The sequence below is a fragment of the Ahrensia marina genome (assembly GCF_001293565.1).
Classification (GTDB): Bacteria; Pseudomonadota; Alphaproteobacteria; order Rhizobiales; family Rhizobiaceae; genus Ahrensia; species Ahrensia marina.
In genome coordinates this window covers 124,431-142,214 of sequence record NZ_JXMU01000005.1, presented here as the reverse complement: position 1 = coordinate 142,214, position 17,784 = coordinate 124,431, and the positions used below count along the sequence as shown (strand labels likewise).

Sequence of the window (17,784 nt, the reverse complement as noted above, 5' to 3'; positions counted from 1 at the left end):
GGTCGGCGCTTGGCTCTGGAGTATCCGGAGCCTTTCGCTTTTATGGCGTATATATGCCGCGAGATGGAAAAGAGAACTTTTTACTTTTGAAGATTTTTGAGGCTACGATTTCAAATGCCCTGTTAGCTTGATGGGGTCTGGATATACTTAGTCCTAGAGGGCGTGCTGTGAGATCAGCGATTTGCATACCAGTTGAATTGGATTTTTTGTCACTAAAGTGAATTTCAAAAGATTCGAATTTAACGCCTATATCATTCACACCTCCTACAATACGACGAAATTCTAATTCCAGCTCAGTATCTTCTTTTGCTCCTCGTTTTTCAAAAATGAAATGCGTTCGCATCTGCTCTTGTTTTCTTCGTTTTAAAAACAGATAAGCTTGCTGTAAGGTTATTTTCAGGGATAAAGAGTATGGATTTTCAGGGAAAAAATCACTGGTAAGTTCATTTTTTAATATTACGACCCCAAATATTTTAAACGAACTTTTTTCCAAGCATATTGAGAGATCATTTAGAAACCGAGAGCGGATATTAGCATTAGTTAGAATTTTAAAGGGGCCATTTTGTTTTCGAATATCGTGTTCATGTAAAACAATTGCATCATGCCCAAAATAGTCAAATTTCAATCTCTGAAAGTTTGGAACTACAGATCGACAGTATGTACTTTTTTTGAACATGCATAATGATAGTGCAAAAACTGGATATTGAGGATCAATAGAGGTGAGTGAGTGATCGCCGCTTTCGTCCGCATAAAAGATGTAGTCGCTATCGTGAGTATCGTGCACAACTCAAAATATTAACGACTAAGAACAAAAAGGCAAATATGAAGATGAGCCTCAAATCCCGCATAATTCCATGCCTTGATGTAAAGGACGGGCGTGTCGTTAAAGGGGTCAACTTCGTTGATCTGATAGACGCAGGCGATCCGGTTGAGGCAGCCAAAGCCTATGATGCCGCCGGTGCGGACGAGCTTTGCTTTCTCGACATCACTGCGTCATCTGACAATCGGGAAACCATTTACGACGTTGTTTCACGCACAGCCGAGCAGTGCTTTATGCCGCTGACCGTTGGAGGCGGTGTGCGGGCGGTTGAAGATGTGCGCAAACTACTTTTGGCCGGCGCTGATAAAGTATCTATCAACACAGCCGCAGTGAACCGGCCTGAACTGGTTGCCGAAGCTGCGGATAAATTCGGCAATCAGTGCATCGTCGTGGCGATTGATGCCAAAGCGGTTCACAGTGAAGGCGAAGAGCCGCGCTGGGAAATTTTCACCCACGGGGGACGCACAGCCACCGGCATCGATGCGGTTGAATTTGCGCGCAAGGTAACAGAATTGGGCGCAGGCGAAATCCTGCTCACTTCGATGGATCGTGACGGCACCAAAATCGGATATAATTTGCCGCTCACGCGTGCGGTCGCCGATGCTGTTCGCGTGCCGGTGATTGCATCGGGCGGTGTTGGCGAATTGCAGCATCTTGTCGATGGTGTGCGCGAAGGCCATGCCACTGGCGTTCTTGCCGCATCCATTTTCCATTTCGGGACATACACCATTCAGGAAGCCAAACAATTTATGGCGAATGCGGGTGTAAATGTCCGGCTTGATCCGGTGGTGTCATCATGAGCACATTCTCATTACAGGACTTAGAGGAAATTATTTCTTCGCGCGCCGATGTAAAAGACGGTTCTTCATGGACGGCCAAGCTGGTTTCGGGCGGCGTTGAAAAAGCGTCCAAGAAACTGGGTGAAGAAGCATTTGAAACCGTAATCGCCGCTTTGAAAGAGACAGACGAAGCGCTGGTCGGCGAAAGTGCTGATTTGCTTTATCATTTATTGGTTGTGCTTCACGTTCGAGGCGTTAAAATCGACACTGTCCTTGAAGAATTGGCAAGGCGAACGCAGCAAAGCGGAATCGCGGAAAAGGCATCCCGATCGCAATAATGGCGCCTCGTCAGAGACTGGTAAAAATATGGACCAGACGGTCGGAAAATTAAGTGCCGAATTACAGCGTGCACATGATGAAGAGGTGATTGACCAGCTTACGGGTGAAGACTGGTCGCCTTATCGATTGTTTTCTGCAGAACAATGGGCTGGCTTTCGCGCGGACACAAAGCTGACTTTAAGCGAAGATGAAATCCGCCGTCTGCGCTCTCTCAATGATCCGGTCGATCTTGAAGAAGTACGACGGATTTATCTGTCTTTGTCGCGTTTGCTTTATGCCCATGTTGAAGCTTCCCAATCCATATTTGAGCAGCGAAAGCGCTTTCTCAATGTCTCGAATGTGAACAAAACCCCTTTCATTATCGGCATTGCGGGTTCTGTTGCCGTTGGTAAATCAACAACGGCACGTGTTCTAAAGGAGCTTTTGAGCCGCTGGCCGAACAGCCCGAAGGTTGATCTGGTGACAACGGACGGGTTCTTAATGTCCAATGCTATGTTGCGTGAGCGCGGCTTGATGGAGCGCAAGGGCTTTCCGGAAAGCTATGATGTTGGCGCTTTGCTACGTTTTCTTTCGGCAATCAAAGCAGGTACGCCCAATGTTGAAGCACCGCTTTATTCCCACTTTGTTTATGATGTGATCGACGATGAAAAACAGGTTATCAATCAGCCCGATATTCTGATTTTCGAAGGCATCAATGTTTTGCAGGTTAATCCACTGCCTGCCGACGGGCGGGCGGTGCCGTTCGTATCTGATTTTTTTGATTTTTCGATCTATATTGATGCCGACGATGAATTGATTCACCGCTGGTATGTGGATCGTTTCATGCGGCTTCGTGACACCGCTTTTCAGGACCCTGAATCATTCTTCCACCGCTATTCCAAAATGTCTGTTGATGGAGCAAGGGCCATTGCGGAAGGTCTTTGGCAAAATATCAACCTGCGCAATTTGCGCGAGAATATTTTACCGACACGCCCCCGCGCTGATTTGATCCTGCGTAAAGGATCGGACCATCTCATTGAATCCGTGCTGTTGCGAAAGCTGTAAATTACAATGACGTAACACGTCTTAATGTTAAATTGATGCGGCCGCCATTTTTGAGCAATGGCGATGTGTTCGGGTAAATCTTATCAACGCCGTGATAATTCAGCCGTCCCTCGCCGCCCAAAATGATAACATCACCGGAAGAAAGCCGGATTGATTTTGTCGGTCCGCCGCGGCTTGATCCGCCGATGCGAAACAGGCAGTCATCGCCCAGCGAGACGGAAAGAACCGGCGCATCGAAGTTGGCTTCATCTTTGTCCTGATGCAAACCCATCTTTGCGCCTTGCTCATAAAAATTGATGAGACATGCTTCGGGCGGGTGCGGATAGCTGGAATGTTCCTCCCAAAGAGCCAATAGCCTGTCAGGTATTGCCGGCCAAGATTTACCGGTAAAAGGATGGGTGTCCTGGTAACGATAGCCGTTTTCCTTGTCGGTTACCCACCCCAAGCTGCCGCAATTCGTCATGCGTACACTCATGGGCTTGCCTGTTTTTGGCATGCGCGGCGTATAAAGCGGTGCTTCGGCGACGATTGCGCGAATGTCTTCTAGGAGTGCGTTTTGCTCTTCAGCACTCAGACACATGGGAAGATGAATAATACCATCAGGGAGCGGCGGCTGCATTTATTCTCCAGTGTCGCGGGTCTGTGGACGGACGGTAACATTCATCAGCTTATAATCAGCAGCTAATGTATGTCACCGCGCCGCTTTTTGACAGGTGGTAGTACTAGACGGCACCGCCGCTAATTTTAAATTCTGTCTGGATGCCCATATCGGGCAGCGAATCTGTCAAATTTGCTTTGGCAATTTCCCATCCGAATTTAAGTGAAGAGTCCGATGCCTTCCACAGTGAAACAGCATCCGGTTTGAACTTGAGCAATATTAAATCGTCATCGTCCTTGCCGTCTTTAAACCAAGCGGCAACAACTGGAGACCAGAAACGCTCGACAATGTCTCGATCCATGGTTGCTTCCAGCGTACCGGAAACACAGGCGTAAAATCCGTCATTTGAATTAACGGCGCACATTTGTGCAGATTTGGCGCTGGCAACTGATTTGGCCAGATCAGTTTCCTTATTTGTGAAAAACCAGATTGTTTTGGTGTCTGCTGCTGCCATCGGGGCCATAGGCTGCATATGTTGCCCGGCCGTATCAACGCCCAGCATAACCGAGTGAAGATCATCAATCTCTTCCCAAAATGCGGCTTCCGGATCGGCTTTTGTCTTTTCAATATCTGACATGATTGTTCTCCTGTTATCTAAACAGAGAACAATCGCTGAGAACTTTTGTTCCTATCAAATCACCGCTTATTCGTCAGTTGATACCGCACCGCGGTTTTTCTTGATTTGGCTGCGCCCTGCCTTGGCTTTCAGCCTTCTTTCCACCGATCCGCGCGTGGGCCTCGTTTTCTTTCGCGGCGGCGGCGGTGGTTCAAGCGCTTTTAATACAAGTTCTTTGAGCCGTTCGCGCGCATCTTCGCGGTTGCGATCCTGAGAGCGGAACTTCGATGCCTCGATAAGAATTTCGCCGTTCTTGGTTGCCTTGCTTCCGGCAATTTTCAGCAATTGCTTATATTGGCGATCGGTAAAAAGATTTTGCACGGCGACCGCGTTGAACCGCAATTGAACGGCGGTTGCGACCTTATTGACATTTTGCCCGCCGGGACCGCCAGCAAGAACAAAACTCTCCGTCATGGACCAGCCGGGCAAGATCTTGTTGGGTTTTACTTCAAGATCACTGACACTCATTTCAGGTCGCTGTCAGCTTCCAGCCATGTCGTGATTTGATCAAGCGGCTTGCGCTGGATATCCGGAACGCGGGTTTTTTCAGCCGGATAGCCGACGACCAGCAATATCACCGGCTTTTCATTATCCGGTCTTTTGCACACTTTGGACAGAAAGCTCATGGGAGCGGGCGTGTGAGTTAATGTTGCCAAACCGGATTGGTGAAGTGCAGCAATTAAAAACCCTGTGGCGATACCAACAGATTCCGGCACATAGTAGTTTTTTACGCGGTTACCTTCGTCGTCAACTGAATAACGTTCGGCAAAAATAGCGATCAGCCAGGGTGCGATTTCTAGGAACGGCTTGTTGTCGTCGGTGCCTAAATGCGCAAGGGCACTTAACCACTCTTCTCCGGCGCGGCCTGCATAAAATGCACGTTCTTCCTCTTCGGCCGCTTCGCGAATAGCGCTTTTGATCTTGGGATCATTGATTGCCACAAAATGCCATGGCTGCTGATTGGCCCCTGAAGGTGCCGTGCCTGCCGCGCGAATACAATTTTCAATGATCTCACGATCAACGGTTGCCGGTGCATAATCGCGAACAGTTCTGCGGCGCGCCAAATCTTTCGCGAAAGCTGCGCTGCGCGCGCGCATCTCTTCTTCATCAAGCGATGAAAATTGAAGGTCTATGGTGAGCAGTTTTTCCGACATGCTTTTATATTGCGCAGGCAATGATAAAACACAAGAAAGACGGCGCATCGCTGCACCGTCTTGTAGTTTAGCAAATTAGGTCCGGTTATTCTGCGGCTTGGAGAAATCGAGGCGCTGCATCATTGACCTCAAGATCTACATGGTCGGAGAACTTCTCGAAATTTTCGCGGAACATGTGAGCAAGTTTTGCAGCCTGTTCATCATAAGCCTGTTTATCGGCCCATGTTTCGCGCGGGTTCAGGATTTTGCTGTCCACACCAGCGACATTGACAGGCACCGCAAAACCAAAGTTCTGGTCAATCCGCATCTCAGCTCCGTCCAGATCGCCATTCAGAGCGGCAGCCAACAAGGCGCGGGTTGCCTTAATCGGCATACGGTTACCAATACCGTAAGCGCCGCCAGTCCAGCCGGTATTGACCAGCCAGCAATTAACGCCGTTCTCGGCAATGAGCTCACGCAGCAAATTGCCATAGGCTGATGGATGGCGCGGCATGAACGGTGCACCGAAACATGTCGAAAATGTTGCTTCGGGTTCTGTCACACCTTTCTCGGTACCGGCAACTTTAGCTGTGTAACCGGAAAGGAAATGATACATCGCTTGCGCCGGTGTCAGCTTGGCAATGGGCGGCATAACGCCAAAAGCATCGGCTGTCAGCATGATGATGTTTTTTGGGTTGCCCGCCTTGCCGCTTTCGCTTGCATTGGGAATGAAGTGAAGCGGGTAGGCAATACGCGAATTTTCAGCAAGCGAACTGTCGTCGAAATCCGGAACGCGGTTCTCATCAAGAACAACATTTTCCATAACAGTGCCGAAACGACGTGTTGTAGAGAAAATTTCCGGCTCGGCCTCTTCGGAAAGACGAATGGCTTTTGCATAGCACCCGCCTTCAAAATTGAAGATGCCGTTCGGCCCCCAACCATGTTCATCATCACCGATTAATGTGCGTGCTGGATCGGCCGAAAGCGTCGTTTTACCGGTACCGGAAAGACCGAAAAAGACAGCCGCGTCACCTTCCTTAGAAACATTGGCGGAGCAATGCATCGGCATAACGCCTTTTGCAGGCAGCAGGTAGTTTAGCGCGGTAAATACTGATTTTTTCATTTCACCGGCATAGGAAGTGCCGCCGATCAGAACGATCATACGCGTTAAATCAATGGCGATCACGGTTTCAGAGCGGCAGCCGTGTTTTTCAGGGTCAGCCTTAAATGACGGCAGATTGATAATCGTCATTTGTGAAACATATTCCGGCAGCGATTTGCGGTCCGGACGAATCAGTAGATTGCGGATGAACAGCGAGTGCCATGCCTGTTCGGTAATAACACGTGCTTTGATATTATGATCATCATCCGCGCCGCCGATAAGGTCCTGCACAAAAAGCTCCGCATCCTGTGTATGCGCAAGCATGTCATTGTAAAGCGTATTGAACGCCTCAGGTGTCATTGGCTTGTTGTTGTCCCACCAAATGGAGTCATCAACGATGCCGTCTTTAACAACGAATTTGTCCTTGGCTGAACGGCCGGTATGTTCACCGGTTTTGGCAACAAGCGCGCCATGTGCCGATATTTCAGCTTCGCCGCGGCGGATAGCATACTCATAAAGCGCAGCTTCAGTCAGGTTATAATAGGATACAGAAGCGCCTGTAATTCCATTTTCCTTCACGCTGTGGCTTTTATTGAATATGCCATGAGTTTTCATAATTGCACCGATTAATTTGTCGTTTCAAACACGCTTTCTAAAACAAAGCGAAGCGCTGCGCATTATTGCGGAGCGATTTGACGTTCCAAACAGAATTGCCAAATTATCTCAAATGTTTAATCGTTTTAAAAATTTAAAAATCGTTTCAATCGTTTAAAATCTGTTGAAATTGCCGTTGCGTTAAGCATGTTTCTTAAGGGAAGCCGGATTTTGCCTGTGTCAGACATAGTGACGCGCGTGATAAGGTAATTCACAATGAAAGGTTGTATTGCATGACATCGATTTTTATGTGTGCCACAATTTGAACGGAGTTTGAGCGTTTTACCCACCCAGTGACTAATTCATTGAGTGAAGGGATAACGCTCCATGGTTGGGGAGAACTATCCAGTGCAGACGATCGCGTTGGTCGATGATGACCGCAATATTTTAACGTCCGTTTCCATCGCCTTGGAAGCTGAAAGCTATCGCGTGGAAACCTATACCGATGGTGCGTCAGCGCTAGAGGGTATTTTGGCAAAGCCGCCGAATCTGGCGATATTTGATATCAAGATGCCGCGTATGGACGGTATGGAACTGCTGCGCCGCTTGCGTCAGAAGTCCGATATACCTGTCATTTTTCTGACCTCGAAAGATGATGAGATCGACGAGCTGTTTGGTCTGAAGATGGGCGCGGACGATTTTATAACAAAACCGTTTTCACAGCGTCTGCTAATCGAACGTGTTAAAGCCATCCTTCGCAGATCGGCGGCGCGCGAAGTTCAGCTTAAGCCCGGCGAATCAGGAGGCGCGCAAAGTCTGGTGCGCGGGCATCTGGTGCTGGATCAGGAACGCCATACCTGCGAATGGAAAGACAAGCCGGTTACATTAACTGTGACGGAGTTTCTGATTTTGTTTGCCTTGGCCCAGCGCCCCGGTGTTGTTAAAAGCCGTGATGCGTTGATGGATGCGGCCTATGATGATCAGGTTTACGTTGATGACCGGACCATAGACAGCCATATAAAGCGTCTGCGCAAAAAATTTAAACAGGTAGACGATGACTTCGAAATGATTGAGACGCTCTATGGCGTCGGCTATCGTTTTCGGGAAATGGCTGCCTGACCGGCTGATCGCCTCTCATTAAGAGGTTGATCTTGGAGAATGGATGTCTGTTGACACAGATCACATTCAGACAGTGAAGAAACGCAGCGGTGCAAGGCCGCTGCGCCGTTTTTTTGCACCCATATTGCGGCCTATGCGCCGTATCTTCGGCCATTTGTTTTTTTCCAGCATAACCCGCCGTATCTTAATTTTGAATCTGGCGGCATTGGCCTTGCTGATGTCGGGTATCTTATACCTCAACCAGTTTCGGGATGGTTTGATTGATGCGCGCGTTGAAAGCCTGATGACGCAGGGCGAAATCATCTCCGGCGCTATTGCCGCATCGGCAAGCGTTGAAACCAATGCCATTCTGATTGATCCGGAAAAATTGCTGGAGCTGGAAGCAGGCGAAAGTATTGTGCCGAAAGTTGACGGCCTTGATAATCTTGATTTCCCTATCAACCCGGAGCGTGTTGCCCCTGTCCTGCGCAGACTGATCTCGCCGACGCGTACTCGTGCACGTATTTACGATCGCGATGCCAATCTGATTTTGGACTCACGCCATCTATATTCCCGCGGACAAATTCTGCGCTACGAGCTTGACCCGATCGATATGCCGGAACTGTCATTGTTTGACAGGGTGAAAAACTACTTCGAAAACTTTTTTGTCCGTCGCGATTTACCGGTCTACCGCGAGCAGCCGGGCGGTACAGGTGCCTTATATCCGGAAGTCATGGGTGCACTAACCGGCGGGCGCAGCCAGATTGTTCGCGTATCCGAACAAGGTGAAATGATTGTTTCAGTTGCGGTGCCGGTCCAGCGCTTTCGCGCTGTTCTTGGTGTCCTTCAATTGTCCACGCAGGGCGGTGACATTGATAAGATCGTAGCGGCAGAGCGCACCGCCATGTTCCGTGTTTTTGTCGTGGCTGTGATGGTGAACATTATTTTATCGATGCTTCTGGCCAGTACAATTGCCAATCCGCTGCGCCGTTTGTCCGCCGGTGCTGTGCGTGTGCGTAAATCCATCAAGGCGCGTGAAGAAATTCCGGATTTCTCCGATCGTCAGGATGAGATCGGCAATTTATCGGTTGCATTGCGCGACATGACGCAATCACTTTACGGCAGGATCGACGCCATCGAGAGTTTCGCGGCAGATGTCAGCCACGAACTTAAAAATCCGTTGACCTCATTGCGCAGTGCCGTGGAAACACTGCCTATGGTGAAAAATGACGCGATGCGCGACCGCCTTCTGGACGTTATTGAACATGATGTGCGCCGGCTTGATCGGCTGATCACCGACATTTCAAATGCATCGCGCCTTGATGCCGAACTTGTTCGTGAAGATGCCCAGCCTGTCGATCTTGAGCAACTGCTTAAAAATATGGTGTCCATATTCGATCAGGGACACTTGGGCGAAATGAATGTTGATCTGAAGATTGCCAAACTCCCGACCGGAACTGACAGCTATACGGTCCCGGGCAATGAATCGCGTCTTGGTCAGGTTATTACGAATCTGATTGAAAATGCGCGCAGCTTTATTCCTGAGGTTGGCGGGGAAATCAGAGTATTTCTGACGCATAAAAAAGACCATATCGAAGTGCGTGTTGAAGACAATGGGCCGGGTATAAGAGCTGAAAATACCGAAACGATTTTCAAACGCTTCTATACCGATCGACCGGGCGCGGATGAATTTGGCAAAAATTCCGGGCTTGGCTTATCCATTTCCCGTCAGATCGCTGAGGCGCATGGCGGCACATTGATTGCTGAGAATATTCAACCGGACACCGGTAAAGACGGGACCGCCGGTGCCCGTTTTATTCTTTGTCTGCCGTGTGAATAGCCCCGCAATGACAGGGTTACCAAAGAACATTCATGCCAGTCTGATTGAAATTGAAGCAAAGGGCGTTCTGATAATGGGGCCTTCTGGGTCTGGAAAAACGTCGCTTATGCTGCATCTATACCGCCGCTGCCGCGCTGCGGACTTATCGGCTCATATTATCAGCGATGATCAAACGCTTTTGGAAGAGGAACAGGGGCAATTAATCGGCTATGTACCGCCTGCACTTAGGGGTAAAATTGAAATCCGCGGGTTTGGTATAGTCGAGCGAGAGCAGGTTTTTCACAGCGCCGAGATCGTGCTTTGCATTCAGCTTGGCGAGGAAAAGGATGTAGTGCGCTACTGGGACGCGCAATATGAAAAGATCGGTGATTATGAATTGAAGAAGCTTCATCTTTCGACCGCAAATTTGGATGCCGCGGCCAATGCCGTTTTTGCCGCGCTCGATATTCCTCTATGGGTTTAACGTTAACGGCGGATAAGACTTGTCATTTTCGAAATTTACTGCTCAACATACTGGATGTAAAAATTCCGGCTGATGATGGGCCGATGACGGGAAATCACGATCAATGATCGGTATTGTTTTAGTATCGCACGGCGAGATTGCGGCTGCATTTAAAAAGGCTGTCGAGCATGTCGTTGGGGCTCAGGAACAATTTGAAACAATCTGCATCGAAGCGGACGACGATATGGAGCAACGTCGCAGTGACATAATCGCTGCGATTGAAGCAGTTGATAGCGGTGGCGGCGTGGTGGTTGTAACCGATATGTTTGGTGGTACGCCGTCCAATCTGGCCATCTCGTTGATGGAGCCGGGTAAGGTTGAAATTATCGCAGGCATGAACCTGCCAATGCTTATCAAACTGGCAAAAGTGCGTGAAACAAAAGAGATCGACGTCGTTATTTCCTGCGCCAGCGAGGCGGGGAAAAAGTATATCAATGTCGCCAGCCAGGTTCTGGCGGGAAAATAGATGTCTGCACCGATAAGCAAAACACTCACAATACAAAATAAAAAAGGGCTACATGCCCGCGCATCGGCCAGATTTGTCCAGACAGTGGAAGAATTCGACGTCAAGGTGATCGTTTCAAAGGATGACACTAATGTCGGCGGTACGTCGATTATGGGATTGATGATGCTCGCGGCCAGTCAGGGAAGCCAGATTGAGGTTTCAACCGCAGGGCCAGACGCAAAACAGGCCATGTCAGCCATCGAGGCGCTTATTGCCGATAAATTCGGCGAAAATGACTAACCATATCGAGACATAAACATTTCTTTATGTCGCCGTTGTACTTGATTGATGTCTCTGATAAAGAGGCGTCAAAACATACATACATTTCTCACATAATTTCGGAGACGGACCTCATGGCCGAGCACGATTACATCGTAAAAGATATCAACCTGGCTGATTTTGGCCGCAAAGAGCTGGACATTGCTGAAACTGAAATGCCGGGTCTTATGGCGCTGCGTGAAGAATTTGGCGATTCCAAACCGCTTAAAGGCGCACGTATCGTCGGTTCGCTTCATATGACAATCCAGACTGCAGTGTTGATTGAAACACTGACTGCATTGGGTGCCGATGTGCGCTGGGCTTCATGTAATATTTTCTCCACTCAGGATCATGCTGCGGCCGCGATTGCCGCCTCCGGCGTTCCTGTTTTTGCGATCAAAGGCCAAACTTTGGTTGAACACTGGGATTATCTGGACCGTTCTTTCATGTTCCCTGAGGGTGCAAATCTGATTCTCGACGATGGCGGCGATGCGACACTGTATATTTTGCTCGGCGCGCGCGTTGAGGCCGGAGAAACAGATCTGATCGAAACACCGACTTCTGAAGAAGAAGAGGCGATTTTTGCGCAAATCAAAAAACGCATGGCTGAAACTCCGGGCTTCTTCACCAAAACACGCGAAGAAATTAAAGGTGTGTCGGAAGAAACAACAACCGGTGTGCACCGTCTTTACGAACTTCATAAGAAAGGCCAGTTGCCTTTCCCTGCCATCAACGTGAACGATTCTGTTACCAAATCAAAATTTGATAACAAATATGGCTGTAAGGAATCACTGGTCGACGGCATCCGCCGTGCAACCGATACGATGATGGCCGGTAAAACAGCCGTTGTGTGCGGCTATGGCGATGTTGGCAAAGGCTCTGCTGCATCATTGAGCGGCGCTGGTGCGCGCGTTAAAGTGACAGAAGTTGACCCGATTTGCGCATTGCAGGCGGCAATGGACGGCTATGAGGTCACAACACTCGAAGACAGCGTAAAAGACGCTGATATCTTCATCACAACAACAGGCAATAAAGACATTATCCGCATCGAACATATGCGTGAAATGAAAGATATGGCCATCGTTGGCAATATTGGTCACTTTGATAATGAAATTCAGGTCGCCAATCTGAAAAATCTGAAAATGACAAACATCAAGGATCAGGTTGATATGTACGAAATGCCTTCGGGCAACCGTATGATCCTCTTGTCTCAGGGCCGTTTGCTTAACCTTGGCAACGCAACAGGTCACCCGTCATTCGTAATGTCTGCTTCATTTACCAACCAGGTGCTGGCGCAGATCGAGCTTTGGACCAATGGCGAAAAGTATAAAAACGAAGTCTACATTTTGCCGAAACATCTGGACGAAAAAGTAGCCCGTCTGCACTTGACGAAAATCGGCGCAAAATTGACCGAACTGTCGAAAGAACAGGCCGATTATATTGGCGTTACCCCTGAAGGCCCGTACAAGCCGGAACACTACCGCTATTAAGAGGATTTTTGCCCTGATCTAAGGGCATTAAATCCACCGCAAAAACACCTGAAAACAGGCCGGTTTGCACATGCAGACCGGTCTTTTTTAAAACGACTCTTTTCGTGGATTCCCCAGATGGCTATGTTGATGTGATTCGAGTATTTTGTGTCTGCGTAATTTCGTTTAAAAAATGCATTAAAAACAGTGGTTTCACGGGTTTTTTCCTGTGCGCTGGGGGATTCGCTGGATGATCGTGACATTTAAAAAGAGGCCGCTGATTCGTTTTTCGCTGAAATTAAGAGCATCTGTATCCAAGCTAGGCCCTATTTTTAAACCTGTACCCCTTTCACTTCTTTCCTTGTTCACAACCAGTGCTTTTGCGCAGCCGACAGATGCGATTGACGGTGTTGAGCCACAGGCGGAGTTGTTTGGCATTCCGCTTCATATTCTAGAGATAACCCAGTTTTCGATGCTGGCGGGCGCTTTGATTGCTGCACTAGCTTCAGCCCTTTGGCTGATTAGAGAAAGAGGCCGCACGGTCAATCAGAACTCGGCACTGCGCGCCAAAGTCGGCAATCTGACAGCACGCCTAAACCAGTTGGAGGCCCTTGCTGCCGCTGAAGGCCAGCAGGCAATTATCTGGTCAAATGATGAGAGCAAACCGACAATTGTTGGCAGTTTGAACGCTGATTCCGGCGCGCCGACATCCCGTGCCCATGTTCTGGCTTTCGGGCGTTGGCTGGAATCACGCTCGGCGACAATTCTTGAACATTCCATTGAGGATTTGCGCCAGAACGCAAAATCGTTCTGTGAAATTATTCAAACAAATAACGGCACACCGATTGAGGCGAGCGGGCGGACATCGGGCAGCAGCGCAATTGTACGATTTTCCGACCTTTCAAGAGAGCGCAAGGCAAACGCGCAACTGTCTATTTCCCACGAACGTGTCATCAACACGCTGGAGACGTTTCAAAAGCTCATGGATGAGTTAAACATGCCGATCTGGTTGCGTGACCAGCAAGGCAAGCTGGCATGGGTGAATGAGTCTTATGCAAGGTCAGTTGATTGTTCAGACAGTGCAGCGGTTGTGAGCAGTAAGGCTGAATTATTTGGCACACAGGCGCTTAAAGCAATTGCAGATGCGCGGCTAAGCGAGCAAAAATTTGAAGGGCCTGTCAGCACAGTCGTTTCCGGCGACCGCATGGTTTTCGATGTGCTTGAAACAAGCGGAAGTTATGGCAGCGCAGGCATTGGCGTTGACAAGACGGATGCTGAAGCGGCCCGAAACGAACTTAAAAAAACCATCCGCAGTCACGAAGAAACATTGGATGAGCTGACGACTGCTGTAGCGATGTTTGATGAAAGTCAAAAACTGCGCTTCCACAATCTTGCTTTTGAAAATCTGTGGGGGCTGGATAGCGCGTTCCTTGAAAAAGCGCCTAATATTACAATGTTCCTCGATCGAATGCGGACCGAAGGAAAGCTGCCGGAGCAACCCGAATGGCGGCGCTGGAAGGACGAACTACTTAGTGCGTTCCGCGCAACCGAGCCGATGGAGGATTGGTGGCACCTGACGGACGGACGCACAGTGCGCGTGATCGCCAACCCGCATCCCAAAGGTGGTTTAACATGGGTCTTTGAAAATCTGACAGAGCGCATGGACCTTGAAAGCCGGTTCAAAACGATGGTTCGGGTTCAGGGGGATACGCTCAATCATTTGGCGGAAGGCGTGGCAGTGTTTAAAGGAGATGGCCGTTTACAGCTTGCCAACCCGATTTTCCGCGATCTTTGGTCTCTGGGCGATTTTGATGATGAAAATCCGCCGCATATTGGTGATATTGCCCGCCAAATTGCCGAGCGCGGTGATGATGCATCAGCTTGGGAAGGCTTTGCGGGCAGCGTAACCGGATTTGAAGAGGACCGTGCCAGTGATGTCGGCCGTGTCAATGTCGGCGATAAAACATTGTCGTGGATGATTGTGCCGTTACCGAACGGTCAGACAATGATCACTTTCCTTGATATTACCGCGGCCGACCAGATTGAAAAAGCGCTGCGGGAACGCAACGAAGCGCTGGAGCGTACGGCTCATTTGAAAAACCGGTTTATTCAACATGTTTCTTACGAATTGCGCTCACCGCTGACCAGTATCATGGGCTTTACCGACCTCATCGCCATGGAACATATCGGTACATTGAATGAAAAACAGCGCGAATATATCGGCCATATCGAGCAGTCCTCGCAGGCGCTACTCAACACAACAGATGATATTCTGGATCTGGCGAGTGTCGACGCGGGCTTCATTGAGCTCAGTTTTGAAAAGGTCGCCGTTGCGCCGGTCATGCGCGAGGTTGCAGCTTCACTTCAAGACAGGTTCGAAGCACATAAAATTGAACTCGTGCTTCGCATTTCACCGGACGCCGATACAATTGTGGCTGATGCTGAACGCTTGAAACAAGTGATGTCGAATGTGCTGATCAATGCGGCGGATTTTGCCCCCGAAGGATCAACGGTTACTTTCACCTGCGAAAAAACAGAAACGGGCGTGGTGTTTAAAGTACGCGATAAAGGGCCGGGTATCGAAGCTGAAGCGTTGAAAACCGTTTTCGAGCGTTTCCACACAGAAAGTGGGGGCCGCAATCGCGGGGCCGGTCTCGGGCTTGCGATTGTGAAAAGCTTTGTCGACTTGCATGAAGGTGAGGTCTCGATTGAATCTTCTCCTTCACGTGGCACAGAAGTTATTTTGAAGTTCCCCGATGTACCGCCGCGGGTGAGTGTGGCAGCTGAATAAGTGATTGAGCTTAAATTTAACAATGAAGATGAGCTGAGCCGCTTTGCGCAGGACTTCGCGCTGATTTTAAAAGCAGGGGATTGTATCGCACTGGAAGGCGATTTGGGTGCGGGGAAAACCACATTTGCCCGCGCCGTTATTCGGGCAGCCTATGGTGATTTTGACAAAAAAATAGAAGTTCCAAGCCCGACTTTCACGCTTGTGCAACTTTATGACACGTCACCGGCAATTGCTCATTTCGATCTTTATCGCATTGCGGATGCCGAAGAGCTGGATGAGCTGGGCTTGGAACCTGCTTTGGAGGCCGGTGCAGCCCTCATCGAATGGCCGTCCAAAGCGGCCGAAGCGCTCCCGCCTGATTTGGTGGTTATCCGGCTAACAGAAGATAGTAACAAGCCGGATGCACGTCTTATGACGATTGGAGGCAATGAGGATTTTTTGAAGCGTTTAAAGCGCTCAATGCGTATTCGAGCGTTTTTAGCCGACAATGGATTTGGGCAGGCTGACCGCTCGTCATTTCCAGGTGATGCGTCCGCACGCAATTATGAATTTATCCATATTGATGATGAAGAACGTCCGCTCATTTTGATGGATGCGCCCAAACTGCCGCAAGAGCCTGCGCTGTTTGATGGTTTGACATATAAGCAAATTGTGCATCTTTCCGAGGAAGTCAGTGCGTTCGTTGCGGTCAGCGAGATGTTGCGGGAGCAAGGTTTCACGGCACCTGAAATTTATGCGCAGGACTTGCCCCAAGGTTTGCTGCTGATTGAGCATTTAGGCGAGGGAAAAATTGTAACGGATGATAATACGCCGATAAAAGACCGTTATCTTGCTGCTGTAGAAGTTCTGGCAGACATCCATGGGAAGAGATGGAACAATGTTTGGACGTTTCCGGACGGGCAGACCCACACAATACCGCGTTATGACGAGCGCGCTATGAGAACAGGTCTTTCACTGCTCCCTGATTGGTGGGGTAAAGAGAACGATCTTTCTGAAACGCTGCGCGATGAGCTTTTTACACTTTGGACGCCCATCTTTAGGCGGTTTCAATCAGGCTATAACGATCTGATCATTCGTGATTTTCACTCGCCCAATATTATCTGGCGCGGTGATAAAACCGGCAATGATAGAATAGGCATTATCGACCATCAGGATGCGCTTATTGGTCCAGGCGCCTATGATGTTGCATCACTCATGCAGGATGCACGCACGATTGTACCGTCAAAATTACAAGCCGAGATTCTCAATACCTATTGCGCGCGAAGACGTCGTCACCAGCAAGGATTTAACGAAGAGCAATCACGGCTGGATATTGCCACGCTTTGTGCTTTCAGAAGTTCGCGGCTGCTTGGATTATGGGTGCGTCTTGATGTTCGCGATAGCAAGCACAGATTTCGTCAATACGAAGCGCCAACCCGTGCCTATCTGGCGCAATCTCTGTCCCACCCGCAGCTTGGCAAACTGCGGCAATGGTATGTGAAAGCGGGCGTTATTGATGAATGAGCAAAAAATAGATACCGCGATGGTGCTTGCTGCCGGATTTGGCAAACGCTTGCGCCCCATAACGGATAAAATACCAAAGCCCTTGGTTGAGGTTGGCGGCAGAACAATGCTTGACCGTGCTCTTGATACATTGGTGGAAAGCAAAATTTCGAGAGCTGTTATCAATGTCCATTATCTGGGTGAACAAATTACGACTCATTGCAAAACGCGGGATGACATAAAGTGCATCATCAGTGACGAGAGCGATGCGATACTGGAAACAGGCGGCGGCACGGTGCGCGCACTCCCGCTGCTTGGAAACCGGCCGTTTGCTTTGCTTAACGCTGATACATTCTGGATTGACCATGGCACGCCAACTTTGCAGCGGATGATTGATGCATTTGATGAAAGCACAATGGATATCCTGCTTTTGTTATGCCGCGCTGCCGATGCAACCGGCCATTCTGGCGGCTATGATTTTACCATGGCGAGCGACGGTAAATTGGCGCGCGCGAAAAACAGTGATGGCGATGGTTATATTTATGCCGGCGCGGCAATATATAACCCGTCTGTCTTTGATCCAGGTCGGAAAGAGCCGCATTCGCTCAATGTTTATTTTGATCAGGCGATTGCGCGGGATCGTTTATCCGGCATTATTCTGGAAGATGGTCATTGGATAACTGTTGGCACGCCGCAAGGGCTCGCGGAAGCGGAAGCCAAGCTGCGCGAATTGGGTTAAGCTGACGAAGCACAA

18 protein-coding genes are annotated in these 17,784 nt (G+C 49.2%); 12 read left to right on the top strand and 6 right to left on the bottom strand.

From position 1 onward, the window contains the following. Positions 1 to 40: 40 nt before the first annotated feature. Complete coding sequence (locus tag SU32_RS04995) at positions 41 to 784, bottom strand: DUF3800 domain-containing protein (RefSeq protein WP_082376450.1); 744 nt, start codon at positions 782 to 784, stop codon at positions 41 to 43. Between the two features lie 44 nt (positions 785 to 828). Between SU32_RS04995 and hisF the strand changes: the two genes are divergently transcribed. From hisF to coaA, 3 genes are read left to right on the top strand one after another with little or no spacing between them, the layout of a single operon-like run. Beyond that, positions 829 to 1,620, top strand: coding sequence for an imidazole glycerol phosphate synthase subunit HisF (gene hisF, locus SU32_RS04990; RefSeq protein ID WP_053998246.1), 792 nt, complete (start codon positions 829 to 831; stop codon positions 1,618 to 1,620). After that, positions 1,617 to 1,937, top strand: a complete 321-nt coding sequence (locus tag SU32_RS04985; RefSeq protein ID WP_053998245.1) for a phosphoribosyl-ATP diphosphatase — start codon at positions 1,617 to 1,619, stop codon at positions 1,935 to 1,937. The genes hisF and SU32_RS04985 overlap by 4 nt, the downstream gene beginning before the upstream one ends. Before the next feature lie 28 nt (positions 1,938 to 1,965). Then, complete coding sequence (gene coaA, locus SU32_RS04980) at positions 1,966 to 2,982, top strand: type I pantothenate kinase (RefSeq protein WP_201454879.1); 1,017 nt, start codon at positions 1,966 to 1,968, stop codon at positions 2,980 to 2,982. Position 2,983: 1 nt separating this feature from the next. Here coaA and SU32_RS04975 read toward each other — a convergent pair whose 3' ends face one another. The 5 genes from SU32_RS04975 to SU32_RS04955 form a co-directional block, all read right to left on the bottom strand. Further along, positions 2,984 to 3,601, bottom strand: a complete 618-nt coding sequence (locus SU32_RS04975) for an alpha-ketoglutarate-dependent dioxygenase AlkB family protein (protein ID WP_053998244.1) — start codon at positions 3,599 to 3,601, stop codon at positions 2,984 to 2,986. Between the two features lie 103 nt (positions 3,602 to 3,704). Further along, positions 3,705 to 4,217 carry a pyridoxamine 5'-phosphate oxidase family protein gene (locus tag SU32_RS04970; protein ID WP_053998243.1) on the bottom strand — a complete coding sequence of 171 codons (513 nt, stop codon included), beginning with the start codon at positions 4,215 to 4,217 and terminating at the stop codon, positions 3,705 to 3,707. Between the two features lie 66 nt (positions 4,218 to 4,283). After that, a complete protein-coding gene (arfB, locus tag SU32_RS04965) occupies positions 4,284 to 4,724 on the bottom strand; it encodes an alternative ribosome rescue aminoacyl-tRNA hydrolase ArfB (RefSeq protein ID WP_053998242.1) in 441 nt (146 codons plus the stop codon). Next, positions 4,721 to 5,458: a nitroreductase family protein gene (locus SU32_RS04960; protein ID WP_082376447.1), complete on the bottom strand. Its 738-nt coding sequence runs from the start codon at positions 5,456 to 5,458 to the stop codon at positions 4,721 to 4,723. Before SU32_RS04960 ends, arfB begins: the two co-directional genes overlap by 4 nt. A gap of 37 nt (positions 5,459 to 5,495) precedes the next feature. Beyond that, positions 5,496 to 7,106: a phosphoenolpyruvate carboxykinase gene (locus tag SU32_RS04955; protein WP_053998241.1), complete on the bottom strand. Its 1,611-nt coding sequence runs from the start codon at positions 7,104 to 7,106 to the stop codon at positions 5,496 to 5,498. Between the two features lie 387 nt (positions 7,107 to 7,493). On the opposite strand from SU32_RS04955, the gene SU32_RS04950 reads away from it, so the two are divergent. The 9 genes from SU32_RS04950 (at position 7,494) to SU32_RS04910 (ending at position 17,769) form a co-directional block, all read left to right on the top strand. Continuing rightward, positions 7,494 to 8,204: a response regulator transcription factor gene (locus SU32_RS04950; protein WP_201454878.1), complete on the top strand. Its 711-nt coding sequence runs from the start codon at positions 7,494 to 7,496 to the stop codon at positions 8,202 to 8,204. Positions 8,205 to 8,247: 43 nt separating this feature from the next. After that, positions 8,248 to 10,023: a sensor histidine kinase gene (locus SU32_RS04945; protein ID WP_053998239.1), complete on the top strand. Its 1,776-nt coding sequence runs from the start codon at positions 8,248 to 8,250 to the stop codon at positions 10,021 to 10,023. A gap of 7 nt (positions 10,024 to 10,030) precedes the next feature. Then, on the top strand, positions 10,031 to 10,486 hold the full coding sequence (locus SU32_RS04940; RefSeq protein WP_053998238.1) for an HPr kinase/phosphorylase: 456 nt from the start codon (positions 10,031 to 10,033) through the stop codon (positions 10,484 to 10,486). Between the two features lie 103 nt (positions 10,487 to 10,589). Beyond that, positions 10,590 to 10,991 carry a PTS sugar transporter subunit IIA gene (locus SU32_RS04935; protein ID WP_053998237.1) on the top strand — a complete coding sequence of 134 codons (402 nt, stop codon included), beginning with the start codon at positions 10,590 to 10,592 and terminating at the stop codon, positions 10,989 to 10,991. Beyond that, on the top strand, positions 10,992 to 11,270 hold the full coding sequence (locus tag SU32_RS04930; RefSeq protein ID WP_053998236.1) for an HPr family phosphocarrier protein: 279 nt from the start codon (positions 10,992 to 10,994) through the stop codon (positions 11,268 to 11,270). Positions 11,271 to 11,383: 113 nt separating this feature from the next. Next, positions 11,384 to 12,778 (top strand): adenosylhomocysteinase, encoded by a 1,395-nt coding sequence (ahcY, locus tag SU32_RS04925; protein WP_053998235.1) that lies wholly within the window; start codon positions 11,384 to 11,386, stop codon positions 12,776 to 12,778. Between the two features lie 229 nt (positions 12,779 to 13,007). Beyond that, complete coding sequence (locus tag SU32_RS04920; RefSeq protein WP_053998234.1) at positions 13,008 to 15,548, top strand: sensor histidine kinase; 2,541 nt, start codon at positions 13,008 to 13,010, stop codon at positions 15,546 to 15,548. Next, on the top strand, positions 15,549 to 17,051 hold the full coding sequence (gene tsaE, locus SU32_RS04915) for a tRNA (adenosine(37)-N6)-threonylcarbamoyltransferase complex ATPase subunit type 1 TsaE (RefSeq protein ID WP_053998233.1): 1,503 nt from the start codon (positions 15,549 to 15,551) through the stop codon (positions 17,049 to 17,051). After that, complete coding sequence (locus tag SU32_RS04910; protein ID WP_053998232.1) at positions 17,044 to 17,769, top strand: nucleotidyltransferase family protein; 726 nt, start codon at positions 17,044 to 17,046, stop codon at positions 17,767 to 17,769. Before tsaE ends, SU32_RS04910 begins: the two co-directional genes overlap by 8 nt. The last annotated feature ends 15 nt before the right edge of the window (positions 17,770 to 17,784 follow it).

Excerpts from the sequence above, each read along its gene's own strand:
- SU32_RS04970 (WP_053998243.1), bottom strand. The coding sequence starts at position 4,217 with ATGTCAGATATTGAAAAGACAAAAGCCGATCCGGAAGCCGCATTTTGG.
- SU32_RS04955 (WP_053998241.1), bottom strand. The coding sequence starts at position 7,106 with ATGAAAACTCATGGCATATTCAATAAAAGCCACAGCGTGAAGGAAAAT.
- hisF (WP_053998246.1), top strand. The coding sequence starts at position 829 with ATGAGCCTCAAATCCCGCATAATTCCATGCCTTGATGTAAAGGACGGG.
- coaA (WP_201454879.1), top strand. The coding sequence starts at position 1,966 with ATGGACCAGACGGTCGGAAAATTAAGTGCCGAATTACAGCGTGCACAT.
- SU32_RS04945 (WP_053998239.1), top strand. The coding sequence starts at position 8,248 with ATGTCTGTTGACACAGATCACATTCAGACAGTGAAGAAACGCAGCGGT.
- SU32_RS04910 (WP_053998232.1), top strand. The coding sequence starts at position 17,044 with ATGAATGAGCAAAAAATAGATACCGCGATGGTGCTTGCTGCCGGATTT.
- SU32_RS04975 (WP_053998244.1), bottom strand. The coding sequence starts at position 3,601 with ATGCAGCCGCCGCTCCCTGATGGTATTATTCATCTTCCCATGTGTCTG.
- ahcY (WP_053998235.1), top strand. The coding sequence starts at position 11,384 with ATGGCCGAGCACGATTACATCGTAAAAGATATCAACCTGGCTGATTTT.
- SU32_RS04930 (WP_053998236.1), top strand. The coding sequence starts at position 10,992 with ATGTCTGCACCGATAAGCAAAACACTCACAATACAAAATAAAAAAGGG.
- SU32_RS04960 (WP_082376447.1), bottom strand. The coding sequence starts at position 5,458 with ATGCGCCGTCTTTCTTGTGTTTTATCATTGCCTGCGCAATATAAAAGC.
- SU32_RS04920 (WP_053998234.1), top strand. The coding sequence starts at position 13,008 with ATGATCGTGACATTTAAAAAGAGGCCGCTGATTCGTTTTTCGCTGAAA.
- arfB (WP_053998242.1), bottom strand. The coding sequence starts at position 4,724 with ATGAGTGTCAGTGATCTTGAAGTAAAACCCAACAAGATCTTGCCCGGC.
- SU32_RS04935 (WP_053998237.1), top strand. The coding sequence starts at position 10,590 with ATGATCGGTATTGTTTTAGTATCGCACGGCGAGATTGCGGCTGCATTT.
- SU32_RS04940 (WP_053998238.1), top strand. The coding sequence starts at position 10,031 with ATGACAGGGTTACCAAAGAACATTCATGCCAGTCTGATTGAAATTGAA.
- SU32_RS04985 (WP_053998245.1), top strand. The coding sequence starts at position 1,617 with ATGAGCACATTCTCATTACAGGACTTAGAGGAAATTATTTCTTCGCGC.